Genomic DNA, 25,671 nt, shown 5'->3' with positions numbered 1-25,671 from the left:
GGCAACTTCGACGCCATCGCGCCCACCCTCTTGCCCGTGGGTCAGACCCGGAAGTTGTTCATCAGCACTTGCTGCTGGTTGGCAAAATCGTTCAGGGACTGGCTGATACGCGCCGATCGATCCGCGTGTTCCACCAAGGTGCCCGTTACATCCCTGATGGCCGAAATGTTACGGGTCACCTCTTCGGATACCGCACTTTGCTCTTCGGCAGCACTGGCGATTTGCAGGCTCATATCGCTGATAGTCTCGATGCAGCGACTGACATGGGTCAGTGCGTGTACAGCCTCAAGCGCTTGCGCTGCACTGGTGTCGGCCTGGCGGTGCTGGCTCTGCATGGCGTTGACCACGTCGCGTGTGCCGCTCTGCAAACTTTCGATGACACCCTGAATCTCACTCACGGAGTCTTGGGTACGCTGGGCCAGATGACGAACCTCATCAGCGACTACCGCAAACCCCCTTCCCGTTTCCCCTGCTCTGGCTGCTTCAATCGCCGCATTCAACGCCAGCAAATTGGTTTGCTGGGCAATCGTGCGGATTACATCGAGGACGCTACCGACTTTCTCACTGCTGTCGCCAAGTTCGCGGACCGCCACCATTGCGCCGCTCATATGTGTCGCAAGCGAGTGGATGGACTGTGCAGCAGTCTCGATGGTGCCTTTGCAGGAGCGGGCAGCGACATCGCCATCGCACGCGGCAGTCGCCGCCATGGATGCATGTCGGGCCACTTCCTGCGAGGTCGCACTCATCTCGTGAGCGGCGCTCGCCACTTGCTCGACCTCTCGCAGCTGTTGTTGCATGCCGCAGCTGGTGCGCATTGCAATCGAAGACGCCTGGTCAGCCGTGGACCGGGTGTCCATTACGCTCTGACTGACCTGCGCGATAATCGGCTGCAGTTTATCGAGGAATCGATTGAACCAACCCGCCAGCACGCCCATTTCATCCCGTCGCTCAACGCTGAGTCGCCGGGTCAGATCGCCCTCGCCATTGGCGATGTTTTCCAGCATTTCGGATACGCGTCGAATAGGTCGGGTGATACTCGCCGCCAGTAAGCCCATCAGCAACGTACCGACCAGAGTGACGCCAATCCCTGCGATCACCTGCACGGTTACCGACTGCTGATTTGATTGATCCAGAACCTGCTGCAACGTCGCCACGGAGGCCATCAACGTGGCACGCGGCACTTCAATAACTGTCATCCAGTGGTTGGAATTCGGTATAGGGGAAAACGGAACAACGAGCATGATGCTCGGGTTGCCAGGTTCGTCTATGGCGAGGGTTTCGCCAGTTTTCGCCCCTTCGAGCATCTCGGCGGCCTGACTCGGATAGATGTCCTTGATGGACTTCCCCAACGATGCGAGGTCGCCACTTCGCCCCATGATGACGCCGGCGGCACTGACGAAGGTGAGTCTTCCTTGCCCCTCGAACAGTGAAGCACTGGCTTTCTGCGCGATGTTTTGCAGGCTACTCAACGCCAGGTCGATACTGACCACGCCGATGAACTTTCCACCGTCCATCAGAGGTATCGCAATGCTGGAGGTCAGTGTCGGCGCGCCATTCAACAGGAAGGAATAGGGCTCGATCAAACAGGACTTGCGGGTTTTCTTCGGGCAATTCCACCAGGCCTTTCCCGGATCACCGTCATCCTGCATTTCCTTTTCTTCAAGGACGAAGTTCTGCATGGAGGAGACATACACCGCAAAACGACCCTTGGCATTGCCGGTGAACTCGGCTGCCTTGATGCTGATCGAGTCGGCGCCATCGAGCGCATTGGGCTCAAATGAGAGGCCTACGCCGAGTATCTCCGGTGTGGTTGCCACCTGTGCCCGAATCAGTCGATACAGATCACCCCGCAGTTGCCCGGCAGCCCATCCATTTTGTCGGGCCTGCCGGCGCATCATGACGACCTGGGTGGCCAGGGAGCGGGCAAACATCATGCTGCTGAAGAACCGCTGCTCAATCCCATTGGCCTGCAGATGCCCTGTCGCCTCAAGGTACTGCATGGATGCCAGTGACAACGAGTTCGTGCCGGATTCCCTGACCACCGTCGACGTGTCGGTCATCTGCTGAATTGAAAAGCCCACCAGGCAGAGCACCATGACAAACAGGCAACTCCCGGCGGCCAGCGTTATTTTTGTTTTGATCGACAAGGTTCCCATCGCATCGCCTCACTAAAATTCAGCCTGGAACAACAAGTTTTTTTGTGGCAACTAAAAAAAAAGCCCCCCAATCGGGGAGCCTGAAAACACTTGGAAAAGCGGTAAGAGTGACCAGCAGTACCGAGAAACGACCCTTTCTCCCGCTACCCGCTTGCCAAGTGCTGCAACTAACCAGGCGGCCTGGTGAGATCCGCCGGTTCGATGTTCAAAAAAGAGCGCTGTCACGCCGACAAACGTTGCGCTCTATAAACGGGAGAAATCAGACAGCCTGCTTGTAACGGCGAATGCGGATATCCGCCTGTTCCTTGTGCCCGGCAAAACCTTCCATGCCGCACAGGCGGGAGCAGTACTCGCCGACCAGCACAGAGGCTTCATCAGTCAGGACACGCTGATAGGTGCAGGTCTTGATGAACTTGCCAACCCACAGGCCGCCGGTGTAACGCGCAGTCCCGGTGGTCGGCAATGTGTGGTTGGTGCCGATCACCTTGTCGCCGTAGGAGACATTGGTCCGCTGCCCGAGGAACAGCGCGCCGTAGTTGGTCATATGCTCCAGGAAGTACAACGGGTCTCGGGTCATGACCTGGACGTGTTCGGAGGCAATGCGGTCGGCTTCCTGGACCAGTTCATCCACGGTGTCGCACAGGATGATCTCGCCATAGTCACGCCAGGCGACGGAGGCGACGGGTGCGGTCGACAGAATGGCCAGCTGGCGCTCGATTTCCGCCGGCAGGGTTTCTGCCAGTTCGGCGCTGTTGGTCAAAAACACCGCTGGCGAGTTGACGCCGTGTTCGGCCTGGCCCAGCAAGTCTGCGGCAATGATTTCTACGTCGGAACTGTCATCGGCTATCACCAGTGTTTCGGTCGGGCCGGCAATCAAGTCGATGCCGATTTTGCCGAACAGCTGGCGCTTGGCTTCGGCGACAAATGCGTTGCCAGGCCCGACGATCATATCGACCGGCTTGAAGTCATCGGTCCCCAATGCCAGGGCAGCAATGGCCTGAACGCCGCCGACACAATAGATTTCATCGGCGCCAGCGAGGTACATGGCCGTCACGATGGCCGGATGAGGCTTGCCGTCAAATGGCGGCGCGGCTGCAACCACACGCTTCACGCCAGCGACTTTAGCCGTCAGGACACTCATGTGTGCCGATGCCAGCAACGGATATTTGCCTCCGGGGATGTAGCAGCCCACCGAGTTCACCGGAATGTTGCGATGCCCAAGGATCACACCCGGGAGGGTTTCGACTTCGACATCGTGCATCGAGGCTTTCTGCACCTCGGCAAATCGACGGACCTGTGCCTGCGCAAACTTGATGTCGCCGATTTCCTGTTCCGAAAGACTGGCAACGCACGCGGCGATTTCTTCGTCGGTCAGGCGAAAGGTCGCAGGCTCCCACTTATCAAATTTCTTCGAATACTCCCGAACGGCTGCATCGCCGTTCTTGGCGACATTGGCAATGATCTGCTCGACCGTATCGCGCACTTGCAAAGCGATTTCGGCTTGGGCTTCGACGGGCTTACTTTTTTTCAGATAACGAATCATCAATATGCTCCAGGTGGTTCTTGATGCACGCAACATGCACTCAGCATTGGCAAACATCTTTTCTCACCCCCCTGCTCCGGGCAATTTCGCAGCCGCCTTATTGCTGACGCGATCTGACGCAGCACAGACGCAAAGTTGAAGCACTCCTGACAGCTCCGCCCCTCTGCCACGGGCAATCACACTTATTCGTATAACCTTTTATTCTCAAAAACGACGTGAACAAAACTGATCCGCAGCCTGTAGCAATGCACGCCATCTCGCCGCCACTCCTATTCTACTGGGTCATTTCATTAAAAATCCGATCAAGGCATTGACAGCACGGTTTTGAGTGATAGCTTAAATAAGCGGTTATACGTATAACCTTACAATCACACCCAACCTAAGAGGTGACCAACCGTGAGTCGAGTCTTGTATCTATACGGTGGCTGGCCCGGCCATTTCCCCTATGAAATCGCCGGGTGGGCCCGGACCGTTTTCCAGGAGCTGGATTTCGACGTCGAAGAGTCGACAGACATCTTCACATTGGACAGGGATTTGACCGGTTATGACCTGATCGTGATCGGCTGGAACAACGCGGTCACCACTGAAACGCTGACCACCTCGCAGGAAAATCGCCTGCTCGAAGCGATCGAAAGCGGCACCGGCCTGGTGGGTTGGCACGGTGCGGGCGCGGCCTTTCGCGCAAGCCTCAAGTACCACTGGGTATTGGGCGGTTCCTTTCTCGAGCATCCGATGGGCGAAGGCTTTCCCCATCCGTATCAGGTCAACGTCATCGACCGCACCCACGAAGTCACTCAAGGCGTCGAGGATTTCCAGGTGCGTTCCGAGCAGTACTACATGCAGGTCGACCCAAACATCCACGTGCTCGCCGAAACCACCTTCGACGGCAACCCGTTCCCGTGGATCAAGGGCCATCGCAGCCCGGTCGCCTGGGTTCGCCAGTGGGGTCAGGGACGCGTGTTCTATCACTCGATCGGACACGACACCAGCAACCTCGCCGACCCGAATATCCGCCGCCTGACCAAGCAGGGCCTGAACTGGGCAACGCGCGGGCGTGCTGAAAGTCAAGGCAAAAACACTGCATCCACCCCGCTATCATCAACCCAAGGAGTCCTGTCATGAGCAAATTGACCGGCAGCCAGATCGTGGCACAAACCCTGAAAAACTACGGCGTCGAGTATGTCGCCGGTATTCCCGGCCACGGCATCTGGACACTTACCGACGCCTTCCTCGAAGAAGACTCGAAACTCAAGTTCATCCAGGTCTTCCACGAACAGAGCGCCGTGCATCTGGCAGATGGTTACTACCGCGTGGCCGGAAAGCCGATGGCTGCGGTAACCTCCATCGGCGCCGGGGCCGCCAACACCGTGATCGGCATGGCCACCGCGTTCACCGACTCCACCAGCCTGATGCTGATCACTGGCGGGCCACCCACACACATGCGTGGCCACGGTCTGCTGCAGGAACTGGAACGCTACACCGACAATGACTTCCCTAAAATCGCCGAGGCCGTGACCAAGCGGCACTGGGTCGCGACGCGCGTTGAAGAGTTGCCGTTCATGATGCATCGGGCCTGGAGCTCGATGGTCACCGGTCGCCCAGGTCCGGTCCATCTGGAAATTCCGATGGACGTCCAGGCCGAGGCCGCCGAAGTGACCCTCCACGCCCTGGAAGAGCGTACGCCGATCGGCAAATGCTTCCCGGATCCGGCGGCCACTGCTCGCGCCGTTGAAGAATTGCAATCCTGCAAGCGCCCGGTGCTGGTCATCGGTGGCGGTGTCATCACGGGCGAAGCCAGCGCCGAAGTGCTCGCCTTGGCCGAGACCTGGAAAATTCCGGTGGTCACCACCTGGAACGGCAAAAGCGGCTTCCCGGAAGACCACCCCTTGTTCGCCGGCAGCGTCGGCCAGACCGGCACGATGTGCGGCAACAAAGTAGCCTCGACGGCCGATGTGATCATCGCCGTAGGTTGCCGTTTCACCGACTGGTCGTCGTCCAGTTATGCCAAGGGCGTGACCTTCGCCATTCCGCCGTCGAAGTTGATCCACATCGACATCGACCCGCACGAAATCGGCAAGAACTACCCCGTTACGGTCGGAATCTGTGCCGACGCCAAGCACGCGCTGGCCCATATCGTTGAGGGTCTGAAAGGCCAGACTGTCGATCGCGAAGAGTACCTCAGCGATCTGCGCGGCTATCAGGACGAATGGGAAACCAAGCTCGCCGGTCGTCGTGACTCCGACCGCTTCCCGTTCACCTCGCAACGTCCATTGGGCGCGTTGCGCAAGATTTTCCCGCGGGACACCATCGTGGTGGTCGGCTCCGGCAACACCCAGGGCGCGGTCAAGCAGACCTTCCCGGTCTACACCCCTCGCACTCACCTGACCTCAGGCGGGTTCTCCTCCATGGGTTGGGCCGTGCCTGCCGCCATCGGTGCCAAACTGGCTGCGCCGAACCAGCCGGTGGTCTGCATTCTGGGCGACGGTGACTTCCTGATGACGTCGCAGGAAATTGCGATCTGCGTGACCAACAATATTCCGGTCGTGTTCATGATCCAGAACAACGCCGGGTACATGTCGATTCGCGGTGGCCAGCGCAAGCAAACCAGCCGCCATATCGGCACCGAGTTCAACCATCCGGACGGCACGCCCTATAGCCCGGACTTCAAAGCGGTGGGCGAAGCCTTTGGCCTGAAGTCCTATCGTGTGGAGCGCCCGGAAGACCTCGAGCCGATCCTGCAGGAAGCCCTGGACTTGAACGCGCCGGTGTTGATCGAAATCCCGACTGACCGCGACGCGGCTGGCCCTTGGGTACCGGGTTGGTGGGACTTCCCGATTCCCGAGTACATCACTGACGAACGTCAGGACGAGTACTGGGAAATCCGGAACTCCGAACAACACCTATAAGAACTGGAGCGGCTCAAATGAGTGATGCATTGATTTCGCATCATGCAGAGCTGAATCCACAATCGGGGGCGTCGCGCGAACCGCGCGCCCTCGACGTGGTGACACCTGATGCTGATGGCAATATCAATTGTGATGTGGTGATTATCGGCTCGGGCATGGGTGGTTCGACCTTTGCCCATGCGCTGCGAGATAGCGGGCTGGACGTCGTGATCGTCGAGCGCGGTGATTTTCTGCCACGAGAAATACAGAACTGGAGCACCGAATCGGTCTTCGGGCAAGGCCGTTATCGCAATGCCGAGCAATGGCTGGACGAGTCAAACCAACCCTTTTCGCCCGGCGTATTTTATTACGTCGGCGGAAACACCAAATTCTATGGCGCGATGCTGCCGCGGTTTCGCGAAGAAGACTTTGCCGAAATCCAGCACGCCGAAGGCGTCTCTCCGGCCTGGCCGATCAGCTATGCGGATCTGGAACCCTGGTACGCCGAGGCGGAAAAACTCTACCGGGTACATGGCCAGGCAGGCGTCGATCCCAGCGAGCCCTGGCGCTCAGGCCCCTACCCACAACCTGCGCTCAAACATGACCCTGCCCTGGCTTCCCTGGAGCAGAGCATGCGCCGGTCCGGGCTCAAGCCTTTCGTGATGCCTGCGGCCGTGGACTATGGCAATGGCGGTGGCTGCGTACTGTGCTCAACGTGCGACGGTTACCCTTGCCTGCTGGACGCCAAGGCTGACGCCGAGGTTTGCGCATTAAGGCCGGCCTTGCGCAGTGCAACCGTCAGGCTGTTGACCCGCACCACGATCCAGCAATTGAAAACTGCAGCGGACGGGCGGACAGTCACTCAAGCCCACGGCCTGATCGATGGTCGCGCAGTGACGCTGCGTGCCAAGCGCTTCGTGCTGGCCTGCGGGGCGGTAAACAGCGCCGCGCTGTTGCTCAAGTCGGCAAACGAACAGCACCCCGAAGGCCTGGGCAACAGTTCAGGGCAAGTGGGTCGCAACTACATGGTGCACAACAGCACGTTCATGCTGGCGATCGACCCTCGACGCAAAAACAAGGTGGTCTTCCAGAAGACCCTGGCCATCAACGACTGGTACAGCGCCGGTGCGAACAACTCGTTTCCCTTGGGTAACGTGCAGATGCTGGGAAAAATCCGTGAACCCATGATCACCTCCATGCGTCCGTGGCTGCCGAAGTTCGCCTCGCGCTACATCACCGATCACAGCGTCGACCTGTACCTGACATCGGAGGACCTGCCAACCCGGGAAAACCGGGTCACGTATGACGCGCAACGCGGTGCGATCAAGGTCCATTGGAAACCCAATAACCTGAAAGCCCATGAAGGCCTGGTGACCAGGACCAGCCAGGTCATGCGGGCGGCAGGCTACCCGCTGATCCTGAAAGCACGCATGGGCATTGCCACCAACTCGCATCAATGCGGTACGGCGGTCATGGGCAGGGACCCGGTGTCGAGCGTGCTGGACCTCAATTGCAAGATGCATGACCTGGACAATGTCTGGGTGGTCGACAGTTCTTTCTTCCCGTCATCGGCCGCGGTCAATCCGGCACTCACCATCGCCGCCAACGCCCTGCGGGTCGCGGCGAACTTCAAGCAACTGGCGCAATGAATGGCATGACATGAAGCCAAAGGCTGCGGTCGCGCTAGGTCACCGCAGCCTTGTTCATCGATTGGCGTTAAACGTCCTGCACCTTGAGCGTCGAACTGCGCACGATCAATTTGGTGGCGAATATCTTCTGTTCAGGTTCCAGCGGAGTATCGGCCGGTGCATTCAACTGCTCGGTCAAAAGCCTTGCCGCGTAGACACCTTTCTCGACGATGGGTTGGCCAATGGTGGTCAGGCCCAGTTGCACCGCCTCGGGAATATCGTCGAAACCAATCACCGAAAGGGTTTGTGGAACCTCGCGATTGAGCGCATGGGCGGTTTTCATGCAAGCGATCGCCATGACGTCCGAACAGGCCACCACCGCCGTGACGTCGCTGGACGTCAGCAAGGTAAAGGCAGCGGTTTGCCCGGACGTCGAGTCAAGCCCGCCGGCCTCTATGATGCTCAAATCCTCGAATGCCAGGCCGGCTGCACTTGCCTCTTCCACGTAGCCGGTCAGCCGCTCCCTGACGATACGCTCACTTGCACTCTTGAACCGGTGCCGGTCGATGGGGCCGCGGTATCCGTCCGGATTAAGACGGTCAATGATGACCCCTATCTTGCGATGGCCCAGATCCAGCAAGTGACGCATCTGCGCACGTGCGGCACCCCGGTCATCAATCCCGACAAAAAAAGAACCTTCCACCAACGGCGAATCGATCACCACAAACGGAATGTTCTGTTTCACCACGGCCAGCACGGCCGGGTGGTCATCGGGCAGGGTCGAGATAATCAAGCCATCGACCAACCCGCGCAGCGCAAGGCTGCCGTGATTCGCTGCCTGCGTCCGGCCGACAAACCGGTTGTTGTTGAGCGGGAACAACGTCAGCGCGACGTTCTCCAGTTCCCCTACCTCGCTGATCCCTCGCAGCAGGGCAACAGTGCAAGGGTCGGCGAACGCCAGGGACAACTTGTCCATCATCATCAACCCGATCGCCCCGATCTTGCCTGATCGAAGGCTACGCCCAAGCACATTGGGTCCCGGGTAACCCAGTGACGCCGCTACGGCAAGGATATGCTCACGCTGGGCCTCGGACAGTTTGGATGGGCGATTGTAAGCGTAAGACACCGCGGGCTGGGACACCCCCGCCGCCAGTGCTACATCTTTCATTGAAACGGATGCCATCGCTTGCTTCCCAACCTTTTTGAAACCTCGTGAGAGGTCAGTGAAAAAAAACGCCATGCACTCAGTGTAACCGTTGAGGTGAAACCTTCGGAACCAGTCGAGTGGCACTGAAAATGATCGCGATCATCAACGCGGCAACAGCGAGCAACGCCAAGGGCAGGCTGCTTGCATGGGCGACGAAGCCAATGGCTGCCGGCCCCATCAAAATGCCGAGGTAGCCCAGACTGGTCGCAGCGGCAATGGCCAGCTCACCAGGCATCGTCTTTTGGGCACCTGCCAGCGACAGGTAAACCGGAGCGATGTTGGCCAGACCTGTGCCAATCACCGCAAACCCCACCAGGTTCAACAGCCAGTCATTCGCCAACACCACCATCGCGAACCCCAACATGACCACGAGCCCGCCGCCAATGAGCACCACCCGTGGCCCCAGTTTCAGCAGTATCCGGTCACCGTTCAATCGGCCCAGCGCCATCATCACCGCAAACACTGCGTAACCCAGCCCGGCCAGGGAATGCTGGACGCCTCGCTCGTCAGCCAGGAACACCGCGCTCCAGTCGAGAATCGCGCCCTCCGCAAGGAAGGCGAACAGACAAAGCATACCCAGCAGTAAAACCTTTCGGGTAGGCCTGACAAATATCGGGCTGCCTTCGTCACCGCTGCGCCCCAGCAACTGTCGGCCATGCGTCAGGACGAAGGCAACCAGGGTCGCCATGACCGCACTGCTTGCCATCAACGGCGTGGCGCCCAGCCACAACAAGGCGGTGATACCGGCAGCACTGACAATTGCGCCGAGGCTGAACAGCCCATGGAAGCCGGACATCAGTGAGCGTCCCGTCGCGCGTTCCACCATCACGCCCTGAACATTCATCGTCACGTCGACCGACCCGCACCCTGCCCCGAAAACGGTCAGGGCGAACATCAAACCGGCAAAGGAATGAGTCGTCGCCAACAAGGGCAACGTCAGCAACACCAGCGCAATACCCACGTGCATCGTAAAACGACAACCCCTGCGCGCATTGAGAATCCCCGCCAGCGGCATCATCACCAGCGAACCCAAGCCAAGGCACAGTAACAACAGCCCCAGGGCCGCGTCGTCGATCCCCGCTCTCGTGCGGGCATAAGGTACCAACGGAGCCCAGGCGCCCATGCATAACCCCGACAACAGGAACGTCGATCGATAGGCCAGCATATGAGGTGTAGCGCACGGCAGTAGCAATTCCTGAGATGACACGGAAACCCCTGTGCTCGGATCAATTTGAGTTATACGTATAACTCATAATAACCCGTTCGGCCACAGGATCCGTTCAAAACCAACAGTCTCGTCACACATGACTACATGCTATACGTCGCCTGAATTGAGAATAGCCACGAAAAAGTTGACATCGATCTTGCCACCAATGTTATTTTTGAATGGAGTTATACGTATAACTCTTGCCTTGCTCAGCTTTCGCATGAACACCCAACAAAAACAACAGGGACAATGCAGCGTGATGAATAACGTTCAAAAAACACCGATCCCCACTCGCATCCGCAAGGCGCGTATCGCGACGTTCCTCGGATTCATGATGATCGGCGCCATGATGTACATCTGGTCGACCGGGGTGAGTGTCTTCAGGACGCAACTGGGCTTTACCGGTGAACTGGGTGATGCGAACTTCGGCCTGATCGCACTCGGGGTCGGCGTCGGCTCAGCGGCGGGAGCGCTGCTGGTAGGCCGCCTGCTGGACACCTTCGGTGCTAAACCGGTAATCACCGTGTGCGCCCTCGCCTACCCCCTGTCCATTATCCCGCTGGGTTTCGTCAGCGGTTTCTGGTTTGCGATGTGTTTTGGCGTTGTGCTGGGCTTGCTGCGCGGCGCCCTGGATACCGCGTTGAATGCCCATGGCGTTCAAGTTGAGCGGTTTTACCAGCGCTCGATCATGTCCGGCTTCCATGCGTTCTATTCGCTGGGTGGCTTTCTGCTCGGGATGGCGTGCAGTTGGCTGACGGGTTTCTACACCGACAGCGTAAAAGTGCCATTTACCGTGCTGGGCATCGCCATGCTGATTGTCGGCTGTATTTTCAGCCGGTGGCTGCTGGGCAAGCATGATGTTCCAGACGCATCGTCCGGCGACTGGCAAGCAGACACTCAGTCCGCTGATGAAATCGGCAAGGGTCCATCGACCAGAACGCTACTGGTGATGATTGCACTCGGCGCTCTGCTACTTGGCAGCATGATGGGTGAAAACGCGATTGCCGACTGGGGCCAGGAGTACATTCGCCGCGAGTTCTCAACATCGACTTCCACCGCGGGCATGGCGGTGTCGATATTCGTCGGTGCGGCTTTCATCGGGCGCCTGTTCGGCGACCGTCTGGCGGCGACCTTTGGTAACGCTCAAGTGGTTTTCGCATGCGGGACGGTCTGTGTCCTCGGCATGACCCTCACCATCGTCGGCGGCACGGCTGTTACCGGCATCCTCGGCTTCGCACTGTTCGGCCTCGGCCTGTCCTGCATCGCGCCACTGATGATTTCCGCCGCCGGACGCCGGGACCCGCAACATGCAGGCCGCAACATCGGCATCGTCAATTGCATCGGCTTCTCGGGCATGCTGGTGGGACCCGCCGCCATCACCGTGATCGTCAGCCATTTCGGTCTGGATTCGCTGATGTTTTTCCCGTTGATCATGCTGGGCCTGCTAGCCACATTTGGCCCACTGCTGATGAGAGCGCCAAAAATCGACAAGCGCGTAAAACAGTCCGTCGTCAACAACACCAGCGCCTAGATCATCGGCGAACTGCTCGCGATACGCAGTGCCAGGCCTACATAGGCATCGAGGGTGATGGTGAATTCGCCCTCGACCCGTTCGTTGATGGATCAATCTCGTCAGCGTTTGCGAGTCAATGCGTGGCTGGGGTACCGGAGGTACTGTTAATGCACATGGCCCAATAACTCGCGCAAAAAAATGTAGTGCATAGGTATAGGGGGTATGGCTATCATGCGCAAAGCATAGGTAGAGGGGGTATCCATCCAATGGGCCATATCGCAGCAAACAAAGACGATCTTCTCAAGCGTGTAAAACGCATCGCCGGACAGATCCAGGCCGTTGAACGCGCATTGGAATCGGATCTCGATTGCGCCAGGACACTGCACCTTGTGGCCGCCACTCGCGGCGCCATCAACGGCTTGATGGAAGAAATCATCGAGGACCACGCGCGTGAACATGTCGCGAACCCTGCACTGAGCGAAGCAGAGCGCAACAAGGGCGTCGAAGAGTTGCTTGAAGCCATTCGCCGTTACTCCAAGTGAACGTATCCAGGTAGACATCATGAGCAGCCCCCACATCAACTACAGGCACGACCACGTGTTCCTTGGCCCGGCGCACGACGAAAATGCCAGGCGTACGCTTTGGGTTGTGGCATTGACCGTTGTGATGATGATTGGCGAGATCACCGCCGGGTACCTCACGGGCTCGATGGCGCTACTGGCCGATGGTTTTCACATGGCAACCCATGCCGGCGCATTGGGCATCGCGGCGGCCGCTTACGGATACGCAAAACGCCATGCCTACAGCCAGCGCTACAGTTTCGGTACCGGAAAGGTTGGCGACCTGGGCGGGTTCGCCTCGGCGCTGATCCTCGGCATGGTCGCCCTGGGCATTGGCGTTGAGTCTGTCATGCGCCTCTTGCAGCCAACAGAGGTTCAGTTCGGCACCGCGACGCTCATTGCGATTGCCGGCTTGATCGTCAACGTCGTCAGTGCGCTGCTGCTGGGACACGGACACAGTCATGGACACGATCATGAGGATCACGGCCATGCCCACGCCCATCACGGCAACGACTACAACCTGAAATCCGCCTATGTCCACGTCATCGCAGACGCGCTGACTTCGGTTCTGGCCATTGTTGCACTGCTCGCTGGCCGATATCTGGGCTGGGTATGGCTGGACCCGGTGATGGGCATCGTCGGCGCCATCGTTATTGCGCGCTGGGCCTGGACCTTGATGGGGACAACCGCAGGGGTGCTGCTCGATCAGACCGATGCGCACGTTGCCGGGGAAATCCGCGCACTGGTCGAGAAACCGGGGGATGCCACCATCACGGACTTGCACGTGTGGCGAGTCGGGCCGCAAGCCCATGCGGCCATCGTCAGCGTCCTTGGCGAAGCCACGGCGAGCGCCGACAGCATTCGTGAACGTCTCAAGCCGGTGCACGAGGTCAGCCACCTGACGGTCGAGTTTCGACCGGCCTGATCCCTCACCTCCCCACTCTTGTCTCCAAAGGAACCCCTAATGCCACCAGGGAAACGTGAACTGGCGCGGATCGAACGCCGGTTGATCACCACGCTCACCGAAGCGTGCGAAACCGCAAAAGGTGAAATCAAAGGCTTTACCTGGCTCACCCACACCGCTGACCTGAATGCGTTGACTGAAACCCTGAAGGTCATCTGGGTGTTCGAAACCCTGGCGGACAGGCAGCTCGCCCAGGTTCACGCGAAGGCGCGCATCCTTGAGTTGACGGCCATCGCGTTGAATGAGGCCAACATCGACCTGACCCCTTCAGACCGCAATGTCCGTTTCGACTCTGAGCAAGAGTGCCAACGTACTCACGGCGGCGACTGGAAAAGTCGCCTGGCTGGCCAAAGGTGACTGACAATGGCTAAGGAAATCGAAAACCCCTGCATTGCCGTTTGCCAACTCAGTGGTGATCTGTGTGTCAGTTGCGGGCGAAGCAAGGAAGACATCAGAAAGTGGAAACGCATGAAGCGGCCTGAAAAAATGGCCGCTGTGCAACGGGCGAATGTGCGCTTGAAAGGGCTCAGGAAAGTACCGGGTTAGTCAGCATGGCGCCACGAGCGATCGCCTGCCGGCAATCCGCGACGATGGGTTCGATGAGCGCGCAGTTTCAAGGTTTTCTTTTGCAGTGCGACTCGATCGCACCGTATCCCCACGTGATTGTCGTCTCGGCCTGATGCTCCCAAAGGCTCTCATTGCGCCCAAGGTATTTTATGCCACTGCCGCCTGGCTGCTGGTACATCAGCGATACGCTATCGCCACGCTCTGCGATTAGCGTCGGCGGATCGGTTTTGAAGAACGTGGCCGAAACCTCATTAGCCGGGTTGCCGTCGCACTCGTAGTAAACAGGCCCTGTGCCCGCTACCAGTCGGTACCGTGCCTGCAACTCGGCGATGCGGCGCTGGTATGCCATGCGTACGCAGGCACCCGCGTCATCGCTCTTCCAGCAGTCATCGCGCCCCTTGATCCATCCACGTTGCTCTGCTTTCAACGTGGGAGGATGCTCGTTGCCGGCCTTGATACTTGCACTGGCATAAACCTGCGACAGCTTGCGATCGAGTGCGGACAAGTCCTTGTCCTCACAGATCATCGCCTCGATACCACCGGGCTCCACCTTGGCGCAATCGTAAGAAGGACCAGGAACAACATTGACCGTCCGGGGTTTTCCGGTGTCGCTCCCGGTCGCCTGCATCGCCTTGGTCTGCTGATCAATGTACAAGCACCACTTTTCGGAGCTGCGTTCAGGGACGTTTGCCCCACCGCGAACCCCTGCTTTGAATTCGATCACCGATTTCCATTCGTCGGAACCAACATCCGGCCCGTGCCCTTGCGCATCGGCCGTTTGCAGTCTCTTGTCGATCGCCTGGTACCAGGCGTCAGTGCATTGGGTTTGCGCCTGGGCAAATCCTGTGGCGCCGAAAAAAAGCAAGGCAAGATACTGGGTCATGTGCAGTCCTTTTTGATCCGGGCAGTCGTCAAACAACGGCATAGGCCGGTTACTCCGTCAACGAGCAGATCCTTGCGAGTTTCGCAGATCATCCGTCGGGTCGACCACAACGGGCTTGTTATAATCAGCAAGAACCAACAGAACCCCGACAATTGAATACCTGACCGCCAGCGCTGGAATGAAGCACTCAATGAAGCGTCCAGGGTTAAAAAAGGACTTATCGCAGAATGTGGCCATATCATGCTCCGACCCTTCTGACGTGCGTCCTCCCACTGCTGGCAGCGAGCGCCAGCGCCGCACAGCAGACGCATGAAACGCTGACGATCATGGTAGAAGATGCCGCCGCCCCCTGGTCAAACAGCGACGGTACAGGTTACGCCAACGACGTGGTCCTCGCCGCCTTCAAAGAGATGGCCGTGGAGGCCAGGTTAAAAGTAGTGCCCTATTCACGCTGCAAGTACATGGTGCTCAACGGCCAGGTCGCCGCGTGCTTCAACATGAGCTGGCAACCCGAATTCCAGGGCAGGATCAAACTGGCGGCGCGACCGATATTCAACGTCAGTAACGATGTTTTTGAATCCATCAAGACCCCCTTGCCGAAGCCCCCGGACGGCCAATGTATTTTGCCGCCCGGCACCGTCGTCGGCATCACCAGAGATTACGAATACTCAACCCAGGTCATGGCACTCCAGACCTCGGGGGTCGTGTTCGAGAATTCCCTCTCAGACTTGACGAGCCTCCAGAAACTCGCTGCTCGGCGCTTTCAGGCAGCCGTGATAATGAGCAACGACCTCGAGGTCAGAAACCGAAAGGCCCAGCAGTCAGGAACAGAAGATACCGTGCGCTTTGCCTTCAATTGCGGTCTGGTGAACTCGACGATAGGTTTTAGCCTGTCCCATCCAGACGGATTGCGAGCACTGGAAATGTATGACGAGGGTTATCGACGCATCGAGGCCAATGGTGTGCTCAAGAAGCTTCACCAGCGCTGGTTTCCTGAGCAGTGAATCACCCAGGGTTTCACTGTAGGAGCCAGCCTGCTGGCGATGGATTCAAGTACGCCGCGTTCATCCAGTTCACCCGCGTTATCGTTAACGACCATCGCTGGCAAGCCAGCTCCTACAAAGGACCGCGTTTACCCGGTTCAAACGCGTTATCGTTAACGACCATCGCGGGCAAGCCAGCGCCTACAAGTGACCTCCAAGTCTGACCACTACAAACCTTCATTGAAACGGAACGAAGCGCCATAAGCCGACGCCGGCAAATGGTTTGAACCGTCACCCCGTAACCGCGAGCGGAAGGTACCGCTTTGCGGTTGGGTCCGGTAGAGCCCACGTTTCTGCAATTCAGGAATCACCAGCTCTACGAAATCCTCAAGACTGCCCGGGCTGATCAGCGGGTTAATCATGTAACCGCTGGTACCGGATATCCTTGCGTGTTCCTCAATGCGCTCGGCCACCTGGTGAGGGGTGCCCACGAGAATAAGATCACTGCCTCGGGTGACGCTGGCAAAACGCTGTTTGACGTCCCCTGCCGTCAAGGGTTTGCCACTGCCATCGGGGTGCATCACATAGGAGGTCATGCCCTCGGTGTGGGTGGAAAGCGCCTCGCTGTCGGCATAGCGGCCGATATCAATGCCGGTGTCGCCTGCGTAACTGACCAGTTGCGCCTGCAAGTGATAGTTGCTTTGCAGTTCGTCGTATTTACGCTGAGCCTCAATCTCGGTTTTCGCGGTGACGATACGCAGCACTGTCAGGGACTTCACATCATCACGCTGACGGCCACGCGCTTGAGCCCTGGCCCATATTTCCTCGAGCCCCTGGCGAATTTCCTGCGGGTTGGACTTGGCAATGAAGATCAATTCGGCGTGCTTGGCGGCGAACTCACGACCGCGCCCCGACCAGCCCGCCTGAATCAACAAAGGCGTCCGTTGTGGCGATGGGGACGTCAAATGCGGCCCGGCCACCCGGTAATGCTCACCCACATGATTGATCGGCCGCACACGCTCGCCCCGAGCGTAGAGCTGGCGCGCCTTGTCCGCGACCACGGCGTCGTCGGCCCAACTGCCCTCCCAGAGTTTGTAGACCACATCAAGAAACTCTTCGGCACGTTCATAGCGGTCATCGTGCTTGATCATCTGCTCCAGGCCGAAGTTTCGGGCGGCGCTGGACAGGTACGAGGTGACGATGTTCCAGCCGACCCGGCCGTTGGTGAGGTGATCCAGCGTGCTGAAGCGACGGGCATGGGTAAAGGGGTGTTCGTAGCTGGTGGTCACGGTAACGCCAAAGGCCAGGTTTTCCGTAGCGGCGGCCAATGCCGGAATGATCATCAGCGGATCGTTCGCCGGGGCTTCCACCGCCCACTTCATCGCCGCATCGGCGTTGCCACCAAATACATCGTAGAAGCCCAGCACATCACCAAAAAACAGCATGTCGAGGTGAGCCTGATCGGCAATGCGTGCCAGGTTCGACCAATACCCCAGAGAATTGATCGCCAGTCGTTCGTCAGCGGGATGGGTCCAAAGGCTTGGCGCGCCGCCACAGCCCACACTGGCTTGCTCATAGAGCGCAAACAAAAGAGGTTTTGGATCGGACATCGTGGTTCCTATAGATAAAGTCATTAAACGCGGCGGTTCACCGCTGATTCTTGAAACCTTTGCCGTAGTGGCGCTCAAGGCGGTGCTGCATCAATTCCAGCCCGATGGACAGCAACCAATAGATGACCGCTGCGGTGGTGAGCATTTCGATGTAGCGATAGGAAGAGCGCCCATAGGACTGCGCCAGAAACATGACCTCCCACACCCCCATCACCGAAATCAGCGATGAGTCCTTGAGCATTGAAATGAACTGGCTGGTTGTCGGCGGAATTATCGTGCGCATGGCTTGCGGCAAGATGATGTGCACAAAAGTCGCCCTCGGCCCAAGACCCAGCGCCTTCGCCGCTTCGCGCTGCCCGGGTGCGACAGCCAGGATGCCGGCGCGAAAGATCTCGCTCAGATAGGCCCCATAGTTAAGCGAAAGCGCAATGATCCCCGCGCTGATTGCCCCGGGTACAACGCCCAACTGCGGCAAGCCCAGATAGATCAGCAGGATCTGGATCAGCAGCGGTGTACCGCGAAAAAAAGACGCGTAGAAACTGGCGATACCGAATGCCACTGCGCTGCGTGACAGTCGCGCCAGCGCGGTGACAAAGCCAAGGAACAATGAAAGCCAGATCGAACAGAAACACAGGAACAATGTCAGCGCGGCGCCTTGCAGGAAACCATTCGGCCCAAGGTGCAGGCCGACCAGATTGGGCCATTTCTCCAGGATGATCGAAAACTTCAAATCGAAGCTCATGAAGAACAGGACGCACAATCCAGACAACGCCGCCCACGTCAAATACAGGCGAGTGCGAAATCCAAACAATTGGCTAAAGCGGCGCGTCTCGATTACAGGGGCGGCAGTGGACTTGGCCGGGAGTGGGTTGAGGGCTGTCATTGGCTGATGTCGGCACCGATCCACTTCTGCGAAATCTTGCTCAGCGTACCGTCAGTCTTGAGTTGAGTAATGACCTCGGTGACTTTGGCATTCCACTGCGGGTCACCCTTTTCAATGGCCACCACGTTCGGTTCGGCATATAGCGTTTCGCCGGCTATCTTGAAGCGCGGATCCTGGGCAATCCGCTCGCGAGCGGTGATGAGGTTGGTGACCATGGCATCCAGACGCACGCCTGTGCCCAGCGCCAAGTCCTGGAAGGCCACTGTTTCATTGTCATAAGGGGCCACTTGGACGTTATCGAACGGATAGTTCAACGGCTTGTCCTCGGCGCCCTCGATCACCAGATCCTTGTTCAAATAGGCTTCGTAAGTCGACGCGCTGATCACACCGACTTTTTTGCCGGACAAGTCTTTGCCCGCCGTGATGTCTTTGTCCTTGGCATTCACCACGATGACGGCCGGCGACTGGTAATACTCGACAGGAAAATCAAACACCTCGGCCCGTGCCTTGCTCGGGGTCATCGAGCAGACGCAGATGTCATAGCGCCCACTCCAGCGGCCGGCGGCAATCACATCCCAGGACGGTGTTTCCAGTTTGAGTTTGACCCCGAGGCGTTGCGCAACAGCCTTGGCAACATCCACGTCAAACCCGTCGAGTTGGTTCTGCTCATTGAGAAACGAGAACGGCGGATAACTTTCCATCAGGACGCCGGTCAGCTCGCCTTTTTGTGTCACGCGATCCAGGGTCGCACCCGCGAAAGCCGTTGAGCAGGTAGCGAGCAACGCCAGGCCAAAGGGTAGAAGCGCCATAGTTTTCAAAGACAAATGCTCCAATCAATTCAAAAAAACCTGAATAGATTAAAACGCACTATAAAATGCACTTGTACTATCTTTATGGAATATAAGGCTCGCTTCAGGCTATATCGAATCAATGGCCGGAACGTTCACGGGACAGGTCTATACTATGTTATACAGTAACAGTTCATGATCTGTCGGTGGCTACTGGCAGAGCTCTCCACTCCCTGCCTGCGACTTTCGATGACAAACTTCAATCAGATTCCGCCCGCCACGAGCGTAAGCCAGCGCCTGCTATCCATCGATGCCCTCAGGGGATTGGTGATCCTATTGATGCTGCTGGATCACGTGCGCGAGACATTCTTTCTACACCGCCAGGTAGCCGACCCGATGGTCATCGACACCACCGAACCGGCGCTGTTTTTCAGCCGAACCCTCGCCCATTTGTGTGCGCCGGTGTTCGTTCTTCTAACCGGACTGTCCGCCTATCTGTACGGCGAAAAGCAACAGGGCAAGAAAGCTGTGTCGATGTTCCTGTTCAAGCGTGGTCTGTTCCTGGTTCTGCTGGAGTTCACCCTGGTGAATTTCGCCTGGACATTCCAGTTGCCGCCCAATGTGATCTACCTGCAGGTGATCTGGGCGATTGGCCTGAGCATGACGGCCCTCGCTGCACTGGTCTGGCTCCCTCGGCCGTTCCTGTGTGTGCTGGGTCTGGTCATCGTCGCCGGGCACAACCTGCTCGATCCCCTGCACTTCCCGGTCGGATCAGCGATGCACCTGCCCTGGGCAATCTTGCATGATCGCGGCTGGATCGAATTCTCCGACAGCTTGCGCCTGCGCACTTCCTACCCCCTGCTGCCGTGGATCGGTGTCATCGCCCTGGGTTACTGCATCGGCCCCTGGTTCACACGCTCAACCTCGGCCACCGTGCGTCAGCGTTATCTTTTGCTGGCCGGGGCAAGCGCAGTGACCGGTTTCATCGTACTGCGCCTGGTTAACGGTTATGGCGAGGCACATTGGGTGCTCCATGAAAGCACCACACAAACCCTCATGAGCTTCTTCAACATCACAAAGTACCCACCTTCCCTGCTGTTCCTCTCGCTGACGCTAGGGGTGGGCCTGTTGCTGCTGCCTGGCTTGGAGCGGGCTCGGCAACGCAAGTGGATCAGTACTTTGGCAGTATTTGGCGCGGCGCCGATGTTCTTCTACCTGATCCATCTTTACGCGCTGAAAATGCTGTACCTGACCCATGTGGCGTTGTTCGGTTTGAATCAGGGCAACTACTTCGGTTTCGACAGCATTTGGGCGGTGTGGCTGACGGCCGCGCTCTTGGCTACAACGCTGTTTCTACCTGTACGCTGGTTTGCCGCATTGAAGGCTCGTCGTCGTGATATTGGCTGGCTCAAATACTTCTGATCCGGGCACAGGTTTTTCACAGGCGGCTGGTAATAGCGCGTAGACACTGACGTGCTGTCAGGCCGCCCGTTCCAGGGCATCCAGCAAGCCCGCGTACTCCAGCGAGAGCCTGTGGCGCGGGGCCAGATGCACGATGGGGACAGACACTTCGTGAGACTCGCGCATCTTGACGGAACTGCTGAGATAAACCGGCAGCACGGGCAAACCTTCGGCCAGCAGTTCATTGACGACATTCTGGTGAAACCCGGTGTGCCCGATGAACTGGTTCACCACCACCCCTTCCACTTCAAGCGACTCATTGTGATCGAGTCGCAGTTCTTCCACTTGAGCGATGACCCGGTACATCGCCTGGCGAGAAAAGCTGTCGCAATCGAATGGAATCAGCAACCTGTCCGCCGCCACCAAAGCGCTGAAGGTGTAGAAGTTCAGCGAAGGCGGCGTATCGATATAGATGCGCTCATAGTCCTCGGACAGTTCAACCAGCAACTTGCGCAGCTTGTTGATCTTGAACTTGCTCTCGAGTCTTGACTGCAGGTCTGCCAGATCCGGACTCGCCGTCACCAGATGGAGGTTGTTGTAATGGGTCTCGGTGATGGACACCCGATTGCGCCTGCCTTCGAAACTGCCGGACAGCGTCTGCTTGAAGAAATCGGCGATGCCGGCAGGAATACGCTCGTTGCTTAGCCCGGTGAGGTAGTGAGTCGAGTTTGCCTGGGGATCGAGATCAACCAGCAGCGTTCGGTACCCTTCGGCTGCACTCACAGCGGCAAGATTGCAGGCGATGCTGGATTTTCCAACGCCGCCTTTTTGATTGAATACGACACGACGCATGAGGCTTGCTCATCCATGAAAAGGCCAAAGGCCATCTGTAGTAAATGTAAGCAGTCATGTCAATTCTATGACTGCAATATTACAGTTTCACGACAGGGATTGCCTGAAGGCGCGGACTAGAGCATTCCACACCCATTCACGACTTGAATCGTACTGGCGACTATTCTGAAGCCAAGTCTGATTTCAACCGTGCGACGTCAGGTCCGAAGCACTACTTGGCCCTTTGGGAAACCGATATGACAAATCCGCAAGACAAACCCGACTCCGACGAGGGTTTAGCTCAGATGCTTATAGGGAAAGGTCCCTGCACCTATCTATTGCTGCTCTTGCTGGGATTGATCCTGCTGTTTCCCTTTCTTGAGGAAGGTCTGTTTGCTCGTACGTTGCTTGGCATTCTGTTTTCAATCGTGCTGCTCGTGGGGGCTTTCGCCACCAGGCAGACTCGGCGGGGGTTCATCCTCAAGCTGGGTCTGGCGTTGCTTGGGGTTGGTCTTCAATGGGCGGCGTTGTTGGCTGGGAGTACCGCGATTCTTGGGCTTGCCGGGATAGCTTTTACGGCGTCTCTTGCCGTCTCGTTTAGCGGAGTGCTTCGCTATATTCTCAAGCGCGGGCCAATTTCTGCCGACAAGCTGCATGGCGCGCTTGCGGGTTACATCATGCTGGCCTTCGTCTGGTCCTTCGTTTATGCCCTGGTCGAAGTATCCATCGCGGGTTCATTTGGCCCTGGCCACCTCGACTTCACACAGCCTGGCACGTTCTTCAAACTGATCTATTTCAGCTTCACGACGCTCACAACCACCGGTTACGGTGACTTTATCCCGTTGACCAACCATGCCCGCTCACTGGTGATGGTCGAAGAATTTTCAGGCGTTTTTTACGTGGGTGTCGTGATTGCGCGGTTTGCCGGTCTTTATCCATCGAATCAGAACAAGTGAAAGAACCGAATGGACCGGGCTTTTTCGTCTAACGTGAATTGATGCGTTTGCATGATCTATTCCCCTGAAAATGGAGTTCGACGATGAAAACTATCGCTTCCTGGCTGTCGGTTACGTTTCTTGGGCTGGTGCTCGGCGGCTGTTCCGCGGTCGGTGCCGGGAGCGGTGGCGCTGGCGAGACGGAGATTCGTTCGGGGAAAATCGAGCAGATTACCCTCACCCAGATGCAGACCAATCACGATAGCGGCGTTGGCGCCATATTGGGCGGTATTGGCGGTTTAGCCTTGGGAAGCCTGGTCGGCAAGGGCACCGGGCGGGATGTAGCGATGGTTGCCGGTGCCCTCGCTGGCGGGGTAGGCGGCAACTACGTCGAAAAGAAAAAGTATGATCAGCCCGTGGAGGCTCAGCAGATCATCGTTCGGACCCACAGTGGCGTACTGGTTCAGGTGACCCAGCCAATCAATCCGGCGCTGACAAAAGGCCTGAACGTTTATGTCGAGGGCAGCGGTAACGAAGCGCGGGTAGTTCCGCAAAGTTAGTGCCGCAAAGTTAGTGGCAGCAGCGTTAGCACAGCAGACAGGCCCGTCAGAATGCCGCTCGAACCGCCCGCGATGAAAGTCGGTGTGATCTCCGACACCCACGGCCTGCTCCGCCCCGAAGCCATCGCCGCCCTGCTGGGCTGCGATTGCATCATTCACGCCGGCGACATCGGCAGCGCGCACATCCTCGACCAATTGGCGGCCATCGCACCGGTGCACGGGGTGCGTGGCAACAACGACCTGGACGCGCCCTGGGCGCGCGAGCTGCCCGACTGTTTGCGCCTGGACCTCAACGGCTGGAAGGTCCTGCTGGTGCATGACATCGCCGATGTTGCAATCCATCCAGATGAGCGTATCGACCTGGTGATCACCGGTCACTCCCATAAACCAGGCATCGAATGGCGCGGCGAACGCCTGTTCCTGAATCCGGGCAGCGCCGGGCGTCGACGCTTCAAGTTGCCGGTCACCCTGGCACTGCTGGACCTGTCTGCACAGTCCATCGAACCTCGGCTGGTATCACTGCTCGAGTGATTCATCTGCCAGGCACCGCCCTCCCCCTCACCATAAATACCCTAAAGGAATATTAAAATAATTATTAATTCCTTTGAAGAATATAAGCAATCTCCTATAACTGTCCGAAATGGAACAGCTCGCAAGTGTTTCCAGGCAAACAGTGATTCAACAAAAATTGCCTGACAGCAACACACCAACCAAAAAAACCATATAAATCCCTTTGGTTTCATAGAGATAAAAACTGGTTCGGTTCTTGCTGAGCACTGCCACCGACTCTGTTTGTAGAGCGACAGCACAGGAATTGAACATGACTGCCCCCTTGAACGTAATCGCTGTATCCGGCGGTGCCTACCGCCCTTCTCGTACCCAGGTGCTCAGCCAGGCCATTCTCGACGAGTTCGCCAACCGTCTGAATATGGTGGGCCGGGTCATCGAGCTGGCCGATCTCGCCCGCGACGTGGGCGGTGCCCTCAGCCGTAAGGAGTTGTCTGCCGAGGTCGAGGCGCAACTGCAAGCCATCGAAAACGCCGACCTGCTGATTGTCGCTTCGCCGGTCTATCGCGGTTCCTATCCGGGCCAGCTCAAGCACCTGTTTGACCTGATCGGCCAGGACGCCCTGATCGACACACCGGTGCTGCTCGCCGCTACGGGTGGCAGCCCTCGTCACGCGCTGGTGATCGATCACCAGCTACGGCCACTGTTCAGCTTCTTCCAGTCGCTGACCCTGCCGCTGGGCGTGTATGCCAGCGAATCCGACTTCCGCGATTACCGCATCGACTGCGACCTGCTGCAGGCGCGCATCGGCCTGGCCGTAGAACGCGCCCTGCCCTTTTTCAACACCCACCAACGCCTGCGCCAGAGCGCCTGAGGAGCCCGTCGATGAATGTTTTCTGGTTCCTGCCGACCCACGGTGACGGCCACTTCCTTGGCACCAGCCAGGGCGCGCGCCCGGTGACCCTCAACTACCTCAAGCAGATCGCCCAGGCGGCGGATGGCCTGGGTTACTACGGGGTGCTGATTCCTACTGGACGTTCCTGTGAGGACTCCTGGGTCATCGCATCGGCGCTGGCGCCGCTGACCGAACGCCTGCGTTATCTGGTGGCGATTCGTCCGGGGATCATCTCGCCGACGGTATCGGCACGCATGGCCGCTACCCTCGACCGATTATCCGGCGGACGCTTGCTGATCAATGTGGTGACCGGGGGTGATCCGGATGAAAACCGTGGCGATGGCATCCACTTGAGCCATGCCGAGCGTTACGAAGTCACCGATGAGTTCCTGCAGATCTGGCGCCGTGTACTGCAAGGCGAGTCCGTGGATTTCCATGGCAAGCACTTCCAGGTGGAAAACGCCAAGGCCCTCTATCCACCGGTTCAGAAGCCCTATCCACCCTTGTATTTCGGCGGCTCTTCGGATGCGGCCCATGACCTGGCGGCCGAGCAACTGGACGTTTACCTGACGTGGGGCGAGCCACCGGCGGCGGTGGCGCAAAAGATCGCCGATGTCCGCGCCCGGGCAGCCCGGCATGGGCGGACCGTGAAATTCGGGATCCGCCTGCATGTGATCGTGCGCGAGACCGCAGCCCAAGCCTGGCAGGCCGCTGACCGACTTATCGAGCATATTTCCGACGAGACCATTGCCGCGGCGCAAACCTCATTCGCACGCTTCGACTCCGAAGGCCAGCGACGCATGGCCGCGCTGCATGACGGTCGCCGGGACAACCTGGAAATCTCCCCCAACCTGTGGGCCGGCGTCGGTCTGGTGCGCGGTGGCGCAGGCACGGCACTGGTCGGCGACCCCCAACAGGTAGCTGCACGGATCAAGGAGTACGCCGACCTGGGCATCGAAAGCTTCATTTTTTCCGGATATCCGCATCTCGAAGAAGCCTATCGCTTTGCCGAACTGGTCTTCCCGTTGCTGCCCGAACCCTACGCCAGCCTGGCAGGTCGGGGCGTGACCAATCTCACCGGCCCCTTTGGCGAAATGATCGCCAACGATGTCCTGCCGCAGACACAAAAACCATGAGCCTGACGTTAGCGACCTGCCTGGCAAGC

At 58.2% G+C, this 25,671-nt stretch carries 23 protein-coding genes and 2 pseudogenes; 15 read left to right on the top strand and 10 right to left on the bottom strand.

Annotated elements, in window-relative coordinates:
* Positions 1 to 41: 41 nt before the first annotated feature.
* From C9422_RS32810 to hisD, 3 genes and pseudogenes are all read right to left on the bottom strand, one after another.
* A pseudogene (locus C9422_RS32810) lies at positions 42 to 584 on the bottom strand (methyl-accepting chemotaxis protein); the annotation flags it as partial.
* Positions 585 to 899: 315 nt separating this feature from the next.
* Positions 900 to 1,895, bottom strand: a pseudogene (locus C9422_RS32805) (HAMP domain-containing protein); the annotation flags it as partial.
* Positions 1,896 to 2,415: 520 nt separating this feature from the next.
* Positions 2,416 to 3,699, bottom strand: a complete 1,284-nt coding sequence (gene hisD, locus C9422_RS01780) for a histidinol dehydrogenase (RefSeq protein WP_102699585.1) — start codon at positions 3,697 to 3,699, stop codon at positions 2,416 to 2,418.
* Positions 3,700 to 4,095: 396 nt separating this feature from the next.
* Between hisD and C9422_RS01775 the strand changes: the two genes are divergently transcribed.
* From C9422_RS01775 to C9422_RS01765, 3 genes are read left to right on the top strand one after another with little or no spacing between them, the layout of a single operon-like run.
* On the top strand, positions 4,096 to 4,821 hold the full coding sequence (locus C9422_RS01775; protein ID WP_116579475.1) for a ThuA domain-containing protein: 726 nt from the start codon (positions 4,096 to 4,098) through the stop codon (positions 4,819 to 4,821).
* Positions 4,818 to 6,605 carry a thiamine pyrophosphate-binding protein gene (locus tag C9422_RS01770; protein WP_007974804.1) on the top strand — a complete coding sequence of 596 codons (1,788 nt, stop codon included), beginning with the start codon at positions 4,818 to 4,820 and terminating at the stop codon, positions 6,603 to 6,605. The genes C9422_RS01775 and C9422_RS01770 overlap by 4 nt, the downstream gene beginning before the upstream one ends.
* Positions 6,606 to 6,622: 17 nt before the next feature.
* Positions 6,623 to 8,233 (top strand): FAD-dependent oxidoreductase, encoded by a 1,611-nt coding sequence (locus tag C9422_RS01765; RefSeq protein ID WP_116579474.1) that lies wholly within the window; start codon positions 6,623 to 6,625, stop codon positions 8,231 to 8,233.
* Positions 8,234 to 8,300: 67 nt separating this feature from the next.
* Here the strand turns inward: C9422_RS01765 and C9422_RS01760 are convergent, their stop codons facing one another.
* Together C9422_RS01760 and C9422_RS01755 are read right to left on the bottom strand one after the other, a co-directional pair.
* A complete protein-coding gene (locus C9422_RS01760) occupies positions 8,301 to 9,395 on the bottom strand; it encodes a LacI family DNA-binding transcriptional regulator (protein ID WP_102699581.1) in 1,095 nt (364 codons plus the stop codon).
* Between the two features lie 61 nt (positions 9,396 to 9,456).
* On the bottom strand, positions 9,457 to 10,584 hold the full coding sequence (locus C9422_RS01755; RefSeq protein ID WP_116579473.1) for an MFS transporter: 1,128 nt from the start codon (positions 10,582 to 10,584) through the stop codon (positions 9,457 to 9,459).
* 301 nt (positions 10,585 to 10,885) lie between these two features.
* On the opposite strand from C9422_RS01755, the gene C9422_RS01750 reads away from it, so the two are divergent.
* The 5 genes from C9422_RS01750 (at position 10,886) to C9422_RS01730 (ending at position 14,209) form a co-directional block, all read left to right on the top strand.
* Positions 10,886 to 12,157, top strand: a complete 1,272-nt coding sequence (locus tag C9422_RS01750) for an MFS transporter (RefSeq protein WP_116579580.1) — start codon at positions 10,886 to 10,888, stop codon at positions 12,155 to 12,157.
* 248 nt (positions 12,158 to 12,405) lie between these two features.
* The gene (locus C9422_RS01745) at positions 12,406 to 12,681 is read left to right on the top strand and encodes a metal/formaldehyde-sensitive transcriptional repressor (RefSeq protein ID WP_007974809.1); all 276 of its coding nucleotides are present in this window, start codon (positions 12,406 to 12,408) and stop codon (positions 12,679 to 12,681) included.
* Positions 12,682 to 12,700: 19 nt separating this feature from the next.
* On the top strand, positions 12,701 to 13,624 hold the full coding sequence (dmeF, locus tag C9422_RS01740) for a CDF family Co(II)/Ni(II) efflux transporter DmeF (protein WP_116579472.1): 924 nt from the start codon (positions 12,701 to 12,703) through the stop codon (positions 13,622 to 13,624).
* Positions 13,625 to 13,663: 39 nt separating this feature from the next.
* Positions 13,664 to 14,020: a hypothetical protein gene (locus C9422_RS01735; protein WP_116579471.1), complete on the top strand. Its 357-nt coding sequence runs from the start codon at positions 13,664 to 13,666 to the stop codon at positions 14,018 to 14,020.
* Positions 14,021 to 14,026: 6 nt separating this feature from the next.
* The gene (locus C9422_RS01730; protein WP_116579470.1) at positions 14,027 to 14,209 is read left to right on the top strand and encodes a DUF1289 domain-containing protein; all 183 of its coding nucleotides are present in this window, start codon (positions 14,027 to 14,029) and stop codon (positions 14,207 to 14,209) included.
* 67 nt (positions 14,210 to 14,276) lie between these two features.
* Here the strand turns inward: C9422_RS01730 and C9422_RS01725 are convergent, their stop codons facing one another.
* Positions 14,277 to 15,155, bottom strand: coding sequence for an MliC family protein (locus tag C9422_RS01725; RefSeq protein WP_256589844.1), 879 nt, complete (start codon positions 15,153 to 15,155; stop codon positions 14,277 to 14,279).
* Between the two features lie 185 nt (positions 15,156 to 15,340).
* Between C9422_RS01725 and C9422_RS01720 the strand changes: the two genes are divergently transcribed.
* Positions 15,341 to 16,117, top strand: coding sequence for an ABC transporter substrate-binding protein (locus tag C9422_RS01720; RefSeq protein WP_116579469.1), 777 nt, complete (start codon positions 15,341 to 15,343; stop codon positions 16,115 to 16,117).
* A 206-nt stretch (positions 16,118 to 16,323) separates the two neighbouring features.
* Here C9422_RS01720 and C9422_RS01715 read toward each other — a convergent pair whose 3' ends face one another.
* From C9422_RS01715 to C9422_RS01705, 3 genes are read right to left on the bottom strand one after another with little or no spacing between them, the layout of a single operon-like run.
* Positions 16,324 to 17,706, bottom strand: coding sequence for an LLM class flavin-dependent oxidoreductase (locus C9422_RS01715; protein ID WP_116579468.1), 1,383 nt, complete (start codon positions 17,704 to 17,706; stop codon positions 16,324 to 16,326).
* Between the two features lie 37 nt (positions 17,707 to 17,743).
* The gene (locus C9422_RS01710; protein WP_116579467.1) at positions 17,744 to 18,589 is read right to left on the bottom strand and encodes an amino acid ABC transporter permease; all 846 of its coding nucleotides are present in this window, start codon (positions 18,587 to 18,589) and stop codon (positions 17,744 to 17,746) included.
* Entirely contained in the window at positions 18,586 to 19,398 is an 813-nt protein-coding gene (locus tag C9422_RS01705) for an ABC transporter substrate-binding protein (protein WP_116579466.1), read from the bottom strand. The genes C9422_RS01710 and C9422_RS01705 overlap by 4 nt, the downstream gene beginning before the upstream one ends.
* 228 nt (positions 19,399 to 19,626) lie before the next feature.
* On the opposite strand from C9422_RS01705, the gene C9422_RS01700 reads away from it, so the two are divergent.
* Positions 19,627 to 20,799: a DUF1624 domain-containing protein gene (locus C9422_RS01700; protein WP_116579465.1), complete on the top strand. Its 1,173-nt coding sequence runs from the start codon at positions 19,627 to 19,629 to the stop codon at positions 20,797 to 20,799.
* A gap of 57 nt (positions 20,800 to 20,856) precedes the next feature.
* Here the strand turns inward: C9422_RS01700 and C9422_RS01695 are convergent, their stop codons facing one another.
* On the bottom strand, positions 20,857 to 21,630 hold the full coding sequence (locus tag C9422_RS01695) for a ParA family protein (protein ID WP_116579464.1): 774 nt from the start codon (positions 21,628 to 21,630) through the stop codon (positions 20,857 to 20,859).
* 236 nt (positions 21,631 to 21,866) lie between these two features.
* Here C9422_RS01695 and C9422_RS01690 point away from each other — a divergent pair, with 236 nt between their 5' ends.
* The 5 genes from C9422_RS01690 (at position 21,867) to ssuD (ending at position 25,642) form a co-directional block, all read left to right on the top strand.
* The gene (locus tag C9422_RS01690; RefSeq protein ID WP_116579463.1) at positions 21,867 to 22,565 is read left to right on the top strand and encodes a potassium channel family protein; all 699 of its coding nucleotides are present in this window, start codon (positions 21,867 to 21,869) and stop codon (positions 22,563 to 22,565) included.
* Between the two features lie 83 nt (positions 22,566 to 22,648).
* Positions 22,649 to 23,104, top strand: coding sequence for a glycine zipper 2TM domain-containing protein (locus C9422_RS01685; protein WP_116579462.1), 456 nt, complete (start codon positions 22,649 to 22,651; stop codon positions 23,102 to 23,104).
* Positions 23,105 to 23,176: 72 nt separating this feature from the next.
* Entirely contained in the window at positions 23,177 to 23,635 is a 459-nt protein-coding gene (locus C9422_RS01680; protein WP_116579578.1) for a metallophosphoesterase family protein, read from the top strand.
* A 289-nt stretch (positions 23,636 to 23,924) separates the two neighbouring features.
* Positions 23,925 to 24,485 carry an FMN reductase gene (gene msuE, locus C9422_RS01675; protein ID WP_116579461.1) on the top strand — a complete coding sequence of 187 codons (561 nt, stop codon included), beginning with the start codon at positions 23,925 to 23,927 and terminating at the stop codon, positions 24,483 to 24,485.
* Positions 24,486 to 24,496: 11 nt separating this feature from the next.
* The gene (ssuD, locus tag C9422_RS01670; protein WP_116579460.1) at positions 24,497 to 25,642 is read left to right on the top strand and encodes an FMNH2-dependent alkanesulfonate monooxygenase; all 1,146 of its coding nucleotides are present in this window, start codon (positions 24,497 to 24,499) and stop codon (positions 25,640 to 25,642) included.
* Positions 25,643 to 25,671: the final 29 nt, after the last annotated feature.

This window comes from Pseudomonas sp. B1(2018), from assembly GCF_003097365.1.
GTDB lineage: Bacteria > Pseudomonadota > Gammaproteobacteria > Pseudomonadales > Pseudomonadaceae > Aquipseudomonas > Aquipseudomonas laurylsulfatiphila.
Note: the sequence above shows the minus strand (reverse complement) of the source record. Positions and strands in the feature narration are given on the sequence as shown.